The 16,495-nt window shown below is 59.3% G+C and carries 10 protein-coding genes; 3 read left to right on the forward strand and 7 right to left on the reverse strand.

The genetic code is table 11. The annotated features are described in order from the left end of the window. Positions 1 to 42: 42 nt before the first annotated feature. The gene (locus IM314_RS10950) at positions 43 to 645 is read left to right on the forward strand and encodes a peroxiredoxin C (protein WP_003859113.1); all 603 of its coding nucleotides are present in this window, start codon (positions 43 to 45) and stop codon (positions 643 to 645) included. 43 nt (positions 646 to 688) lie between these two features. Here IM314_RS10950 and IM314_RS10955 read toward each other — a convergent pair whose 3' ends face one another. From IM314_RS10955 to phoB, 7 genes are all read right to left on the reverse strand, one after another. Beyond that, positions 689 to 2,074, reverse strand: a complete 1,386-nt coding sequence (locus tag IM314_RS10955) for a DUF3999 domain-containing protein (protein ID WP_193358868.1) — start codon at positions 2,072 to 2,074, stop codon at positions 689 to 691. Beyond that, positions 2,071 to 4,692, reverse strand: coding sequence for a DUF2339 domain-containing protein (locus IM314_RS10960; protein ID WP_193358867.1), 2,622 nt, complete (start codon positions 4,690 to 4,692; stop codon positions 2,071 to 2,073). Before IM314_RS10960 ends, IM314_RS10955 begins: the two co-directional genes overlap by 4 nt. 85 nt (positions 4,693 to 4,777) lie before the next feature. Continuing rightward, the gene (gene malZ / locus IM314_RS10965; RefSeq protein ID WP_193358866.1) at positions 4,778 to 6,595 is read right to left on the reverse strand and encodes a maltodextrin glucosidase; all 1,818 of its coding nucleotides are present in this window, start codon (positions 6,593 to 6,595) and stop codon (positions 4,778 to 4,780) included. 141 nt (positions 6,596 to 6,736) lie between these two features. Continuing rightward, the gene (proY, locus tag IM314_RS10970) at positions 6,737 to 8,110 is read right to left on the reverse strand and encodes a proline-specific permease ProY (protein ID WP_193358865.1); all 1,374 of its coding nucleotides are present in this window, start codon (positions 8,108 to 8,110) and stop codon (positions 6,737 to 6,739) included. An 81-nt stretch (positions 8,111 to 8,191) separates the two neighbouring features. Further along, the gene (gene brnQ, locus IM314_RS10975) at positions 8,192 to 9,511 is read right to left on the reverse strand and encodes a branched-chain amino acid transporter carrier protein BrnQ (RefSeq protein WP_028012134.1); all 1,320 of its coding nucleotides are present in this window, start codon (positions 9,509 to 9,511) and stop codon (positions 8,192 to 8,194) included. Positions 9,512 to 9,920: 409 nt separating this feature from the next. Beyond that, positions 9,921 to 11,216, reverse strand: a complete 1,296-nt coding sequence (phoR, locus tag IM314_RS10980) for a phosphate regulon sensor histidine kinase PhoR (protein ID WP_193358864.1) — start codon at positions 11,214 to 11,216, stop codon at positions 9,921 to 9,923. Between the two features lie 21 nt (positions 11,217 to 11,237). Further along, positions 11,238 to 11,927: a phosphate response regulator transcription factor PhoB gene (phoB, locus tag IM314_RS10985; protein WP_008503265.1), complete on the reverse strand. Its 690-nt coding sequence runs from the start codon at positions 11,925 to 11,927 to the stop codon at positions 11,238 to 11,240. A 187-nt stretch (positions 11,928 to 12,114) separates the two neighbouring features. Between phoB and sbcD the strand changes: the two genes are divergently transcribed. Continuing rightward, a complete protein-coding gene (gene sbcD, locus IM314_RS10990; RefSeq protein WP_193358863.1) occupies positions 12,115 to 13,320 on the forward strand; it encodes an exonuclease subunit SbcD in 1,206 nt (401 codons plus the stop codon). Beyond that, the gene (sbcC, locus tag IM314_RS10995; RefSeq protein ID WP_193358862.1) at positions 13,317 to 16,448 is read left to right on the forward strand and encodes an exonuclease subunit SbcC; all 3,132 of its coding nucleotides are present in this window, start codon (positions 13,317 to 13,319) and stop codon (positions 16,446 to 16,448) included. Before sbcD ends, sbcC begins: the two co-directional genes overlap by 4 nt. Positions 16,449 to 16,495: the final 47 nt, after the last annotated feature.

The raw sequence follows: 16,495 nt of genomic DNA on the forward strand, positions 1-16,495 counted from the left end.
GCGTTGCGTTCCAAATAACCTTAGTATCTACAGGAGAATCATATGGTTCTGGTAACTCGTCCGGCTCCGGATTTTACAGCTGCAGCAGTTCTGGGCAACGGTGAAATCGTTGAAAACTTCAACTTCAAACAGCACACCAACGGTAAAGCGACCGTTCTGTTCTTCTGGCCAATGGACTTCACTTTCGTTTGCCCGTCTGAGCTGATCGCGTTCGACAAACGTTATGAAGAATTCCAGAAGCGTGGCGTGGAAGTGGTTGGCGTCTCCTTTGACTCTGAATTTGTACACAACGCATGGCGTAACACCCCTGTCGAAAACGGCGGCATCGGTGCGGTGAAATACGCAATGGTTGCGGACATCAAACGCGAAATCCAGCAGGCTTACGGTATCGAACATCCGGACGCTGGCGTTGCGCTGCGCGGTTCCTTCCTCATCGACGCAAACGGCATCGTTCGTCACCAGGTTGTGAACGATCTGCCGCTGGGTCGTAACATCGACGAAATGCTGCGCATGGTTGACGCGCTGCAGTTCCACGAAGAGCACGGCGAAGTGTGCCCGGCTCAGTGGGAAAAAGGTAAAGAAGGTATGGCTGCTTCCCCGGACGGCGTTGCTAAATATCTGTCTGAGAACGTATCCAGCCTGTAATCGGCACGGTTTACGAAGAAGGCCCGCTTATGCGGGCCTTTTTTTATGCTTTACGCTGCGTCTCTCGCCAGATGCGCCAGGCCATTCCCGCCAGCAGAATTACGCCCGCAATTAGCACGCCCCACACCAGCAGCGCGTTCATCCGGCTCTCCCGCTCGGACGCAGAGGTAGCGGTCAGACGCCCCTCGCCGCCTAACGCGACATCATCCAGAATGTCGGCCTGCGGCAGGTGCTCCATATCATAGGTTTTGCGCAGATCGGCTGGGATCAGCATGTCCAGCTCCACGCTGGCAGGCTTTGCAGCGCCATTGCCCCAGGCAAGCACGTAAGGCGCTTTTCCCTGCGCGTTGAACACCAGATCATAGCGGTCACGATGCCCGGTGACGCCCGGCAGGTATTCCGGCAGGCGCGCATTCAGCGTCGTGATTTTCACCGCCTGCACCAGGCCTCCGCTAAGCGAAACCGGTGGAGACGTTTTGCCCTCCAGACGGTAAAGCACCTCTTTTTTCAGGGGGTGCCATGTGTCTTTTTCCGTACTCCGCCACGCTATCTCCACGGGAAGAACGCCGTCGCCATTCAGTAAAATGCTGATAGCACTCAGCGGCTGCGGCCGCGCCCAGTGCCACTGCGCTTCGCTTGTCGATAGCTGCTCCCCTACCCCCTCAAGATCGATCGCGTCCGGCGTCGCCCGCGCAGGAGCGCTAATCGCGTTAACGCCGGTTAAGGTCACCCCCTGGCTCTGAGCATTCAGCACGACCAGGAGATAGCGATTCGTATCGGGAGACAAAACGATATCGGTATCGATCCGATCGAGCTTAAGACGATCCTGCCCGCTCATCACGTCCAGCAGCGGCATATCCTCGAGCAGGGTATACCAGCGCTTAAGATCCTCGCTGTAGTAGACCGACGCCGTTCCCTGCCACGGCGCCTGCGGGGTATTCCAGAGCAGCTGCAGCTGGGACAGGGCAATCTCACCCGTAGCCTGCTCCGGCAGGGTCAGCAGATAATGCTGCCCGGCTGCGGCGGCTTTTTGCCCCTCCAGCACAATCTCTACGCCGTTTCCGGAACGGAGCAGGATCTTATCGCTGCCCTCATCCCCACGCGCAGGCGCAAGCGGTGAGGCGTCCAGAGGAAAGAGGCGCAGCGCCGTGGATTGCGCTGCCACCTGCGGACGCGTCGCGGTGACCAGGCTGAAAGGAACCGGCTCGCCCGACTGGTTAAAGACGCGAACGTCATGCAGATCCGGCGACGTGCTCTGCGTATAGACGGCGAGCGGCAGCGTCACCCGATACCACTGGGAAGGAGCAGACGTATCCAGCGAGCGGCCAAAGGCATAGTCCCGGGGCGATTCCGTTTGTACCTCGTCGCAGAACGCCGGGCCTGCAAGCGCCAGCAGAGCGGTACAAGCTACCGCTTTCATCCATTTCATTTTTCATCTCCTGTTTTGGGCGGTAGCGGCGAGAAATACCCCACGATCAGCACCAGTATTGCCACGCCGATAAACGCCACCGCACGCGACAGACCGCCTCCACCCGCGCTGTCCACCAGCATCAGTTTAACCATCACCACGCCCAGCAGCGCGGCACCGCCAAGCCACTCCTGACGGGAAACCCTACGGGTGGCGTGGACCATGATCACCAGCGAGCTCAGCATCCAGAACAGGGCAAACGTGGTCTGGATCAGCCGCGAATCCCACAGCGACGCCATATTCCAGGCCACGTCGCCGTACCAGGCCAGAGCGCGCATCAGCGCACCGTTAAGCCACCAGAAGCCAAACGCCATAATCGCGACGGCAGGCCACGGACGGGCCTGCAAGAGCTGCGTCGGGTAGTAGCGATCCACCGCCCGGTAAAAGACCACCAGCCCCAGCAGCGCAAACGCCGCGCCTTCTTCAAGCGGGTTCACCAGCGGCAGCCAGGTCTGACGATAAACCACGCCGTCCTGGAAATTGGTTACCACCAGCAATACCAGCAGCGCCACGAGCACGGGGATCGGTGCTATGCACGCGTAGAGCGCGGGCCACTCCCGGAACGGCCACCCGCGACGGCGCACCGCCGCAGAGAGCGCCATAATCACCCCGCCGCCTGCGGCCATCGCCAGCCCGCTGCCCCAGGCCGCCATGCCCCACGGCAGCGACCGGGCAAACCAGTAAAGCTCCGCCGCCAACGCCAGTAATATCATCCAGAACAGCGCCAGATGCAGCCCCATAGAGATGCGCGGCGCTAAACGGGCGCCGTCGCGCCGCAGCAGCATCAGCGCGGCGGGAAGCGCAATACCCCAGGCCAGATTTGACCAGCCGGCGGCAAACATCTGCTGGTGCGAGAGCTGATAGCCCACCATCACCAGCATCAGCGGCCACAGCAGCCATTTGCTGGCATCCAGCTCCCGCCACGCCAGACGAGCGGCAGCCTGCCGCCAGCCCCAGGCCGACGCCGCCGTCAGCGCCAGCACGCCCGCCAGAACAGGCAGTTCCTGCTTCAACACCAGCCGCGACGCGCCAAATAGCGCCACGAGCCAGAACAGCAGCCCGCCTGCCAGCAGCGCCCAGCTAACCGGCAGAAAGAGGTTCCGCCACAGCCAGGCCGCAGCCAGCCAGCAAAGGCTAAGGATGGCGAAGATAAGCAGCAGGCTCAGCGGCGCAACGCCATTCATCTGCGCCCACAGCGCGCTGCCGAGCGCCAGCACCAGCAGCGCCGTCCCGCTATAGCTCATGCGCCGCTGGTGCTGCTGCACGCCCAGCCAGAGGATGCCTAGCCCCTCCAGCGCCCAGGCCATCGCCGTCCACCGCGCGGAGAGCGCGAGCGGAATCGCAAGCGTGGCAAACCCGCCGCCGATCGCCAGCGCCGCCATCACCAGCGGTCGCCCGATGGACGGATAGCGGCGCAGCGCAAGGAAAGCGAGGGCCAGATAAAATGCGCCGTATCCCAAAGCGCTCAGGGCCGGACCATATTCCCAGTGCCGGGTCATACCGTACTGCATCCCAAAGCCTATCAGCGGCGGGGCAAACAGCAGCACGCCGTCAATAATCTGCTTTCCTTTCTCCTGCGCCCGCAGCGACAGCGCCACGCTCAGCACGCCGAATATCAGCGTATTGGCAATCAGGAACAGCTGGCAGATCCAATAGTCTTCAGGCTGGTACTTACTTAGACCCCACAGGCCGCCCACGCCAAAGGTAAAGAGCAGCCCGAGCAGGTTGAGCTCGCGCCAGTGCTGCCAGATACTGATGGCGAGAATGCCGATGGAAAGCAGGAGATAGAAGGAAAACAGCGCCACAAAGTTGCCGCCCCCGGTAGATAGCAGCAGCGGCGCAAGATACCCGCCGAGGCTCGCCAGCATGGCAAGGCTCAGCGCTTTCTGCAGCACGGCCAGCCCAACGCTCGCGGCGCAAATCACCACCAGTAGCGCAAAGGCCAGCGTCATCGGCAGCATCTGCCAGAGCCGGAAGGCGCCGAAGACCGTCAGATAGAGAATGCCCGTCGCCCCGCCCTGTAAGATAAGCGCGTAGATCGGCTGCTTGTGCCGCAGCCGCCACCCAACCGCCAGCAGCACGATGGCAAACAGCGCCGTCGCCACCAGGCGTAGCTCAAGCGGGAACAGGGAGTGTTCAACGGTATAGCGCAGCAGGAAAGAGAGGCCGAGGAAGAGCAGCAGAATGCCAAGCTTCGCCAGGGGATTACCCTGCATAAACCAGCGCGTCAGCGACGTCACAATGCCACCAAAGGCAGAAGGCTGTTTAGCCGCAGGCGCAGGGGCCGGAGCGGGTTTTGCCTCGGCTGTAGGAATGTCGGGACGCCAGGGATCGACAGGCGCGGGCGCGTCCTCAGCCACCGGTGCGGTCACGACAGCCGGAGTGACCGCTTGCACCTGTTCTGTCTCCGGCGCTACCTGAGCTGCACCGCGCTGCTCAAGCACCTCAATGCGCTGGCGTAGCCGGGCGATCTCCTGCTGCGCCGCCGTGCTTCGATTAAACCCGATAACCGCAAGCACGGGCGCAACCAGCAGCGCAAAAACCAGGAATAAACAGCCAAGGATGTAAAGCTCGTCCATGTTTCCACCTTCACCGTAAACGATCCGTTAAGATTGACACAAATAGTTGCATTTGCGCCATCTTAAAAGGGGAAACTTTAGCGCATTAGCTGCCGAGCCAGACCGTCGCGGATACCGCAGGCAGCGCCAGCACGCCATCCTGTATCGTCGCCTTACCCTCTTTGTTCGTCCACGTCGCCACCTTAAGCAGCGGCGAATCATCCAGCACCACCTCGCAGGCCTCGCCCCGGTTAATCGCCACCAGCACGCGCTGCTGATTATAGACGCGGACAAAGACCACCACGTTATCGTGGGCGTACGCCACCTGACAGCCGCCGTAGCGCAGGGCGAGACTCTGTTTGCGCAGCTTCGCCAGCCGCTGATACAGGCTGAACAGCACCTTATCCTGTCTCTCTGCCTCCCACGGGAAGGTTTTGCGGCAGAACGGATCGTTGTTGCCGTCCAGCCCCACTTCGTCTCCGTAGTAAATGCACGGTACGCCCGGCCAGGTGAAGAGCCAGGTGACCGCCAGCGGCAGACGCGCCACATCCTTGCCGAGCAGGGATTTAAAGCGCGCGGTGTCGTGGCTATCGAGCTGGTTAAACATCCGCAGCTGCTGCTGATGCGACAGGCCAGCGCGATAGTTATCCATCCACGCGGCGCAGGTTTCGGCGTCGATATGGTTCGGATCGTAGGAGATATCGGTGTTAGCCAGGAATCCCCACAGCGGGAAGGTAAAGCCGCGATAGTTCATCGCCGCATCTTCGGCATCGTTTTGCAGCCACTGGCGCGCGTCGCCAAAGTGTTCGCCAAAGACAAACGCCTCCGGCTTGGCCGCTTTCGCCGAACGCGCGATCCCGGCCACGTGCTGAAGGTTATTTCGCGCCCCGCCCGCTTCACCAAGCATATGCACCACGTCCAGACGCCAGCCGTCCATATTCCACGGCGCCTTCAGCCAGTGACGCACGATGCTGTCATCACCGCCGTAAATCTCGTTCACCAGAGACGGGGACTGGAAGTCCAGCTTCGGCAGGCTCGGGTAGCCCAGCCAGTCCAGCGCGCGCCCCTCCTCGTTAAAGCTGTACCAGTCGCGCTGCGGCGAATCCGGATTATGGCATGCTCCGCCCATCGACTGGTTATGCCGGTCAAACCACGCGTGCGAATCGCCGCTGTGGTTGAACACGCCGTCCAGGATCAAGCGCATCCCCTCCTTTTGCGTATTCTCACGCAGGCGCAGCAGCGCCTCGTCACCGCCAAACTGCGCGTCAACGTGACGATAATCTTCGGTATCGTATTTATGTACGCTCGGGGCTTTAAACACCGGGTTAAGGTACAGCGCCGTCACGCCGAGTTTTTTCAGGTACGGCAGCTTTTCGCTGATGCCGTCGAGATCGCCGCCGTAGAACGTCGAGCCGCCCGCCTGCGCCGTCACCGGTTCATCCCATTTTTTCAGGATGATGTCGTGACCCGCGGCATGATGGTAATAGACCTTGTCCTGGCCGGCGGTGCGTTTTTCGCTGCGCGCAAAGCGGTCCGGGAAAATCTGATAAAAGACCTGATCGTTAACCCACTGCGGGCCGTTATCTGGGTAATCGACGGCGAACTGCTCCAGCCGGGCCGGTGGGAAACGGCTAAACCCCTGCGGGGTAAACCACAGCTGACGGTTGTTCCATAAAAGCTTAAAGCTATAGCGACGGCGCGGCTGCCCGGTGCGCAAATCGATATTCGCCCGCCACGCCGTAATCCCCGGCTGCGGCTGGCTGCGCAGCTTGTGCATTTTTAGCCCGGTCTCTTCGTTATCAATTTCGGCGCGGAGCGTCACGCGTTCCGGCTGATTTTCACCCGCCAGCCAGAGCGTAATCACAAGGTTGTCTTTGTTTTGCTTAACAAATGGGGCAACCGGAAGGTGCCAGGCGTTTAACATCACGAATCCCCTCTGATGAAATTGACGTCACCTTGCCACAGGGTGGTTAAGGATAGCTCACCATGACGAGATTTATTGGGGGCGGCGGCCGGGGGAGGAGGCAAAAATCCCCTCTCCCGGGAGGGAGGGGGGATAAAAATATTACTGTGCTTCTGCCAGTTGACGGTCACGGCGGCACTTAAACACCCAGCCGATCAGCAGCAGAACGATCCACGCACAGCCCACGTACAGGGAAATGCGGGTATCCGGATGGTAGCCAATCAGGCCAATGATAAACACCAGGAAGATCAGCCCGACCACGGTCGTCGCCACCCCGCCCGGCACCTTAAACTTCAGCGCTTTCGCCTCATCCGGCGACAGACGGCGGCGGAAGGCAATCTGCGACAGCAGGATCATGATCCACACCCACACGGTCGCGAAGGTCGCCAGGGACGCAATCACCAGGAAGACGTTCTCCGGCATGATGTAGTTCAGGTAAACCGAGAACAGCAGCGCTACGGTCATCACCACCACCGTCACCCACGGCGTGCCGCGGCGGGAAGTTTTGGCGAACACCTTCGGCGCGCTGCCCTGCTCTGCCATGCCGTGCAGCATGCGGCCCACGCCAAAGACGTCACTGTTGATGGCCGAAAGCGACGCGGTCAGCACCACAAAGTTCAGAATGCTGGCAGCAAAGGCAATGCCCATATGCTGGAAGGTCAGGACAAACGGGCTACCGTTAGTGCCTACCTGGTTCCACGGGTAGATGGACATAATCACGAACAGCGTACCCACGTAGAACACCAGAATACGCATCGGTACCGAGTTGATGGCGCGGGGAATGGATTTCTCCGGCTCTTTCGCTTCCCCGGCGGTGATGCCGATAATCTCGATGCCGCCGTAGGCGAACATGACCATCTGTAGCGACATCACCATCCCGAGCCAGCCGTTGCTGAAGAAGCCGCCGTTGCTCCAGAGGTTATGGATGCCGGTCGGCTGGCCGCCGTTGCCAATCCCCCAGATGATGATCCCGAAACCCGCCACAATCATGATGATGATGGTCGCGACCTTGAAGAAGGAGAACCAGAACTCCAGCTCGCCGAACACCTTCACGCTCATCAGATTGACGGCGCAAATGAGCAACACCACGCTCAGCACCCAGATCCAGTGCGGCACCGCCGGGAACCAGACGCCCATGTAGATGCCGAATGCGGTTACGTCGGCAATCGCCACAATCAAAATTTCGAAGCAGTAGGTCCAGCCGGTGATAAACCCGGCCAGCGGGCCGAGGTTTTCCTGCGCGTAGCGGGAGAAGGAGCTGGCAGACGGGTTGTGAACCGACATTTCGCCGAGGGCGCGCATGATGATATACGCCGCCACGCCGCCGATGATATAGGCCAGCAGCACGCTTGGACCGGCCATTTTGATGGCATCTGCCGAGCCATAAAAAAGACCGGTGCCAATAGCAGAGCCCAGCGCCATAAAGCGGATGTGGCGCGTGCTCAATCCACGTTTAAGTTTGTTAGTGCTTTCCATTTAAATCTTGCCATTCAACACGAAAAAAACAAAAAACCACGGGGCCTTAAGCCCCGTGGTTAAACAGTTTGTTGCCGTTGATTAATGAGCGTTCGATGTGACCTGACGCCCTGCAGCACGGTCCCAGATAACCGCCAGAACCAGTGCAACAACGGTAGGCATCAGCCAGGCCAGGCCCTGCTCGGACAGCGGCAGACGCTGTGTCCAGGCTGGCAGAATTTCAGCGAACGCTGATGCTTTAATCCCGTCAAGGATACCAAAAATCAGGCTGATAAACATGGCTGGCGCAATAATTCGTGAGGAGTTATGCCACCACGGACGGGTGAAGCTCAGCACCACCAGCACGATGCACGGCGGATAGATCGCCGTCAGCACCGGAATAGAGACCTGAATCAGGTGGCTCAGACCGAGGTTAGACACCGCCATCGAGAAGATACCGAGGATAAACACCAGGGTACGGTAAGAGAGCGGCAGATACTGCGCAAAGAACTCTGCGCAGGCGCAGGTCAGGCCAACCGCGGTTACCAGACACGCCAGGAAGATCAGCGCCGCCAGCAGCATGCTGCCCGCCCCACCGAAGGTGTGCTGAACGTAAGCGTGCAGGATAGCCGCACCGTTCGCGTTCTGATCAACCAGCATCGCGCTGTCAGAGCCCAGGCGGAACAGCGCCAGATACAGCAGCGTCAGGCCCACACCGGCCATCAGGCCAGCCCAGATGGTATAACGGGTCAGCAAACGCGCTTCGGTCACGCCGCGGGAACGCGCGGCGTTAACGATAACGATACCAAACACCATCGCGCCCAGCGTATCCATCGTCAGGTAGCCGTTCACAAAGCCGTTAGAGAACGCGGCGTTTTTATAGGCATCCATCGCGTCGCTAATCGGGCCGGCTGGCCAGATGATGGCCGCCACGGCCAGCACGATCAGCGCTACAATTTTCAGCGGCGCCAGGAAGTTACCTACCGTGTCCAGCAGCTTGCCCGGATAGAGGGAAACCAGAATCACGATGGCGAAATAAATCAGGCTGTAGATGAACAGCGGCATCGCGCCGTCGCCGGTCAGCGGGGCGATGCCCACTTCGAAGGAAACGGTCGCGGTACGCGGGGTGGCAAACAGCGGACCAACGGCCAGATAGCAGACGGTAGCCAGCAGAACGCCAGCCACTTTGCCAATCGGGGTGCTGAGGCTATCCACGCCGCCACCGACTTTCGCCAGTGCGATAACGGTCAGTACCGGCAGGCCCACGGCAGTAATCAGGAAACCGAACGCGGCTGTCCAGACGTGTTCACCCGCCTGTAAGCCAACCATTGGAGGGAAAATGATGTTGCCTGCGCCAACGAACAGCGCAAATGTCATAAAGCCCAGCGCGATGATGTCACGCGATTTTAAGTGATGGGTCATAAAACCTTACTGCCTGTGGATGTGGTGTTGAAAACATTGAGATTTTCGCTGTCCCTGACGGGACGATACAGCCGAAAATTTGCTCAATTTTAGCGGGAAATGCTCCCGTCCTGGCGTGGAGAAGAATAGTTTTTCGATTTACCACGCAAATACAGTCGGTCTGACAGTATCTGGGGGGCAATTTAAACGCTTATAACGTTTAAAGGCAAGGAGGGATCGCAAAACCAGAACAATATGCCAGTATGAAAACGCGCACCAGAACAATGCGCTAATTATAGGAAAAACCCATGGCTAATCATGCGAACAAAAAACAGCCGGCCGTATAAAATTCACACGCGTTTCGCTTGACTGCAAAGCAAACGGGCCAGCGATGGCTGACCCATGGAAAGGTAAAATGACACGCCTGCCGTCAGGCGCTCTTTTTGGCAATTAATCGTTCCGGGATAACGAAACTAAAGCGGGTTCCCTTACCCAGGGTACTCTGGATATCAAGACGGCTTTCATGGTGATTCACCGCGTGTTTCACAATCGCCAGCCCCAGGCCGCTCCCCCCCGTCTGCCGCGATCGCGCTTTATCCACCCGGTAGAAGCGCTCGGTCAGGCGCGGAATATGCTCCGGGGCGATCCCCGGCCCGTTATCCTCAACGCTAAACTCGGCGCCTGCCGGCGTATGCTGCCAGCGCACCAAGATATCCGTTCCTTCCGGCGTATGGTTTACCGCGTTGTACACCAGGTTGGAGATGGCGCTACGCAGTTCATCCTCGCTGCCCAGCACCTTCAGCGTGTTGTCGACGTCAAAGGTCAGCTGATGTTTTTTATGGCTTAACGTCTGCGCTTCACGCTCGACGACGCGCAGCATCATTGGCACATCAATGGTGTCATTCAGCGCAAGAGAAGGCGCCGCTTCAATCTTTGACAGCGTCAGCAACTGCTTCACCAGCCCTTCCATACGGTGCGTTTGCTCGCGCATCGTATGCAGCGCTTTTTCACGCGGCGCGCCTTCCAGGGTTTGCTCCTGCATCATCTCCAGGTAGCCCTGCAGCACGGTCAACGGGGTGCGTAGTTCGTGGCTGACGTTGGCGAAGAAGTTACGACGCGCCCCTTCCAACTGGTGCATCTGGGTGACGTCGCGCGCCACCATCAGCCACTGGCGATCGCTGTAGGGCATCACGCGGATTTCCAGATGGCGACCGTTATTCAGCTTCAGATTGTGGGGACGGGTGAAATCACGCTTTTTCAGATACAGCGTGAACTCGGGATAACGCAGAAGGTTAAGGATGTTCTGACCATTGTCGTCCGGCCAGCGCAGGCCCAGCAGCTGTTGCGCAAGCCCGTTACACCAGAAAATAGTTCCTTCTTCTGTCGTCAGGATCACCGCATCCGGCAGCGACTCTGCGCCGCTGCGAAAGCGTTTGATCAGGCTTCCCAGCTCGCGGCGACGCTTTTTATTACGCATCTGCATCTGGTGCAGGCCGTACAGCAGCGGCTCCCAGCTGCCGCTTCCCGGCGGCGGGGTCATACTGCGGTCCACCCACAGCCACCAGGAGAGACGCAGCAGGTTCCAGAAATGCCAGGCTAAGAGCCCGGTGACCGCCACCAGCAGAAACCACGGCAGATGTCCAAGTAAGGCCCCCAGAAGAAGGGCCGGAATACAGCATAAGATCAGTTCAAAGACGAGCCTTTTCCATGACAGACGTTCCAGCACGCGTCACACTCCTGTCATTGTTCAGAAACGGGTCGAGAAACGATAACCCGTACCGCGGACCGTCTGTACCATGCGATCGTGGCCGCTCAGTTCCAGCGCTTTTCGCAGGCGGCGAATATGTACGTCAACCGTCCGGTCTTCGACATACACGTTAGTTCCCCAGACGTTATTCAGCAACTGCTCGCGGCTGTAAACGCGTTCCGGATGGGTCATAAAGAAGTGCAGGAGTTTAAATTCGGTAGGCCCCATGTCGAGGGGATTTTCGCCGGTCATCACGCGGTGTGACGTTGGGTCAAGGCTGAGGCCCTGCATCTCGATCACCTCTTCGACCGCCATCGGGGAAATACGGCGCATGACGGCCTTAATGCGGGCAACCAGCTCTTTCGGGGAGAAAGGCTTGGTAATGTAATCGTCCGCGCCGGTCTCCAGACCGCGCACGCGATCCTCTTCCTCTCCGCGCGCCGTGAGCATCACCACCGGGATGTCGCGGGTCAGCGCTTCACGCTTCAGATGTTTGATAAACTGCAGTCCGGAGCCGCCGGGCAACATCCAGTCAAGCAGAATCAGATCGGGCCAGGGTTCATTCAGCTGGTTCACCGCGCTGTCATAATCTTCCGCTTCAACCGGCTGGAAGCCATTTTGTTCGAGCACGAAGCACACCATTTCACGAATTGGAGCTTCATCTTCTACGACCAGAATACGTCTCGCCATACTTTGCCCTGTCTTATCTTATTTAAGTTACAAGTTTGTAATGCGGCGCCATTATGCGTCAGATTTATGACAGATTTATGAAAAACAGTACCACTATAAATGGCAAACTGTTGTTTTATTACAGCGGTTATTTTCCCTTCTCTGAACGTTTATAATCCTGCTTTCTCTTTTTTGCCACGGATCAGCTATGCGCATACTTCACACCTCGGACTGGCATCTGGGTCAAAATTTTTACAGCAAAAGCCGTGCGGCTGAACATGAAGCGTTCCTGAACTGGCTGCTGGAAACGGCCCGGACGCATGAGGTGGACGCGATTATCGTGGCGGGAGATATTTTTGATACCGGCTCGCCGCCGAGCTATGCGCGTGAGCTGTACAACCGCTTCGTGGTGAATCTGCAGCAAACCGGCTGTCATCTGGTGATTGTCGCCGGCAACCATGATTCCGTCGCGACGCTCAATGAATCCCGCGACATCCTGGCATTTCTCAATACCACCGTCGTCGCCAGCGCAGGGCACGCCCCGCAGATCCTGAAAAAGCGCGACGGGTCGCCGGGCGCGGTACTGTGTCCGATTCCCTTTTTACGTCCGCGCGACATCGTGCAAAGCCAGGCGGGACTGTCGGGCGCGGAAAAGCAGCGGCATTTATTGCAGGCCATCACCGACTACTATCACCAGCAGCACGCGGAAGCCTGTGCCCTGCGCGGTGAACAGGCCATTCCGATCATTGCCACCGGGCACCTCACCACCGTCGGGGCCAGCAAAAGTGACGCGGTCCGCGAGATCTATATCGGTACGCTGGACGCCTTTCCGGCGCAAAACTTCCCGCCCGCGGACTACATCGCGCTCGGGCACATTCACCGCGCCCAGGTCATCGGCGGCTGCGAGCATATCCGCTACTGTGGCTCCCCTATTTCGCTCAGCTTCGATGAAACCGGAAAAGCCAAATCCGTGCATCTGGTGAGCTTTGATGAGGGCAAACTCAGCGCCGTCGAGACGCTGGAAGTGCCGGTCACCCAGCCGCTGGCGGTGCTGAAGGGCGATCTGGCTGCCATCACCGCCCAGCTTGAGCAGTGGCGCGGCGCTGAGCTTAACCCGCCCGTCTGGCTGGATATTGAAATCACCACCGATGACTACCTGCACGATATGCAGCGGAAAATTCAGGCGCTGACCGAAGAGTTGCCGGTTGAGGTGCTGCTGGTGCGCCGCAGCCGCGAGCAGCGCGAGAAAATTCTGCTCGGCGCCCAGCGCGAAACGCTTAGCGAATTGCGCGTAGAAGAGGTATTCGAGCGCCGACTGTCGCAGGAAGAGCTCGATGATGCGAAGCGCGTCAGGCTCAACGAGCTGTTCAGCCATACTCTGCACGCCCTCAATGACGAGGAAGAAAACGCATGAAAATTCTGAGCCTGCGCCTGAAAAATCTCAACTCCCTCAAGGGCGAGTGGAAAATTGACTTCACCGCGGAGCCTTTTGCCAGCAACGGCCTGTTTGCCATCACTGGCGCAACCGGCGCAGGTAAAACCACCCTGCTCGATGCCATCTGCCTGGCGCTCTACCACGAAACCCCGCGCCTGAATAAGGTCTCTCAGGCGCAAAACGATCTGATGACGCGCGATACCGCCGAGTGCCTGGCGGAAGTGGAGTTTGAGGTGAAAGGCGTTGCCTATCGCGCCTTCTGGAGCCAGAACCGGGCGCGCAACCAGCCGGACGGGAATTTGCAGGCACCGCGCGTGGAGCTGGCCCGCTGCGAGGATGGCAAGATTCTGGCCGATAAGGTGTCGGATAAACTGGAGCAAACCGCGGCGCTCACCGGGCTGGACTACGGCCGTTTTACCCGCTCAATGCTGCTCTCGCAGGGGCAATTTGCCGCCTTCCTCAATGCCAAACCGGCCGACCGAGCAGAACTGCTGGAAGAACTCACCGGCACCGAAATCTACGGCCAGATTTCCGCGATGGTGTTTGAGAAACACAAAGCCGCCCGCAGCGTGCTGGAAAAATGCGAGGCGCAGGCGGCGGGCGTCGTGCTGCTCAGCGAAGAACAACAGCAGCAGTTGCAGCAAAGTTTGCAGGCACTTACTGACGAAGAGAAAACCCTGCTGGCCCAGCAGCAAAGCCAACAGAAAGATTTTCAGTGGCTTACGCGTCATGACGAGCTCGTGCGGGAGCAGCAGCGCGTTACCGCCCTGCAGCAGCAGGCGCAACAGGCGCAGGCGAACGCGGCGCCGGAACTGGCAAAACTCCAGCTTGCCCAGCCCGCCGCCCAGCTTCGTCCGCTCTGGGAGCATCAGCAGGAGCAAACCGCACGTCTGACGCAAACCCAGCAGCGAATTAACGAAGTAAATACTCGCTTACAGACCAAAACTGCACTGCGCGCGCGGATCCGCAATACCGCCCTGCGTACCCATGAGCAGCTACAGGCCGAACTGACGGCGCTGGGACAGTGGCTGGCGGAGAATGAGCGTTATCGCCTGCTGGGCCAGGAAATTGCCGGCTGGCGCGCCCAGTTCTCACAGCTAAATCGTGACAAAAGTCAGCTCGTCGCGCTTGCTGCGCGGATGACTGAGCTACGTCAGAAGCTGGCTGAGATGCCGGAAAATACGCTGACGCTGACGGCGGATGAGGTCTGCGCGGCCATGGAGCAGCAGTCCCGGTCCCGCACGCTGCGCCAGCAGCTGACGTCGCTGCATGCCCGCTATCAGCCGCTGCAAAAGCGCCTGAGCCAGAACGGTGAAAGCGTGCAGAAAGCCCAGGCGGAGCAGAGCAAGCTCAATGAAACCCTGGCGCTGCGCCGCCAGCAGTACAAAGAGAAACACCAGCACTATCTGGACCTGAAAGCCCTATGCGAACGCGAAGCGACGATTAAAAATCTGGAAAGCTATCGCTCACAGCTTGAGGCAGGCAAACCCTGCCCGCTGTGCGGCTCCCACGAGCATCCTGCCGTGGAGACCTACCGGTCGCTTGAGCTGACGGATAACCAGCGTCGCCGTGATGCGCTCGAAAAAGAGGTCGCCGCGCTTAAAGAGGAAGGCCTGCTGGTGCTGGGACAGGTTAATGCCCTGGCTCAACAGATCCAGCGTGAGACAGACGAAGCGCAGACGCTTTCTCAGGAAGAGCAAGCACTCACTAAAGCGTGGCTGGAGGCGTGCGCGTCTTTGAATATCGCATTGAATATTCAGGAGGATATCGCTCCATGGATGAACGAGCAGGAACACTACGAGCGCCAGCTTTACCAGCTCAGCCAGCGTCTGACCCTGCAAAACCAGCTGAACGAGCAGGAAGCGCAGGAACGCCAGTATCAGCAGCAGCGCACGGCAACGCGCCAGGCGCTGGAACATACTCTTCTCGCGCTCTCGCTTAGCGTTCCCGAAGAGGGCAATGAAGCCGACTGGCTGCACGCCCGCGAAGCGGAATTTGCCCACTGGCAGGAGAAGCAAACGCAGCACGGCGTGCTTCAGGAACGCGTGAGCGCGCTGAAGCCGCTGCTCGACACGCTTCCGGCAACACACGGTGAAGAGGCTGAACCGGCCATTCCTGATGACTGGCGCGACATCCACAATGAATGCGTGTCGCTGCAAAGCCAGCTCGCCGCCCTGCAGCAGCAGGAGGCGCTGGAGCGCGAGCGCCTGCAGCAATCGCAGACGCAGTTCACCGCGGCGCTCTCCGCAAGCTGTTTTGCCGATCGGGACGCGTTCCTTGCCGCGCTGCTGGATGACGATACTATTCGCCGCCTCGAACAGCTGAAACAGTCGCTGGAAAACCAGATCCAGCAGGCCGCGGCGCTGTGCGGGCAAGCGAACCAGCAGCTGCAGTCTCATCTGGCGCTGCGCCCGGAAGGGCTCGACGCCGATGCTGCCACGCTGCAAAGCCAGCTGCAGCAGCTGGCGCAGCGGCTTCGCGAGAACACGACGCATCAGGGCGAGATCCGCCAGCAGCTTAAGCAGGACAGCGATAACCGGCAGCACCAGCTGGCGTTGATGCAGCAAATTGAAGAGGCCGCGCGCCAGGCGGATGACTGGGGGTACCTGAACGCGCTGATCGGCTCCAGCACCGGCGACAAGTTCCGTAAGTTCGCCCAGGGGCTGACGCTGGACAATCTTGTCTGGCTTGCTAACCAGCAGCTTAACCGTTTACACGGGCGTTATTTATTGCAGCGTAAGGCCAGCGACGCGCTGGAGCTGGAAGTGGTGGATACGTGGCAGGCGGATGCGGTTCGCGATACCCGCACCCTCTCCGGCGGCGAGAGCTTCCTGGTCAGCCTGGCGCTGGCGCTGGCGCTTTCCGATCTGGTGAGTCATAAGACGCGGATCGATTCCCTGTTCCTGGATGAAGGGTTCGGCACGCTCGACAGTGAGACGCTGGATACGGCGCTGGATGCGCTCGACGCGCTGAACGCCACCGGGAAAACCATCGGGGTGATTAGCCACGTCGAGGCGATGAAAGAGCGCATTCCGGTGCAGATCAAGGTGAAGAAGATCAACGGACTGGGGTATAGCAGGCTGGACAGGGAGTTTGCGGTGGGGTGAGTGTTGGGTCGATTCGATCTGGTGCCCTCTCCCTGGCCCTCTAAACA

The organism is Enterobacter cloacae complex sp. P42RS (genome assembly GCF_014930595.1).
GTDB classification, from domain to species: domain Bacteria; phylum Pseudomonadota; class Gammaproteobacteria; order Enterobacterales; family Enterobacteriaceae; genus Enterobacter; species Enterobacter bugandensis.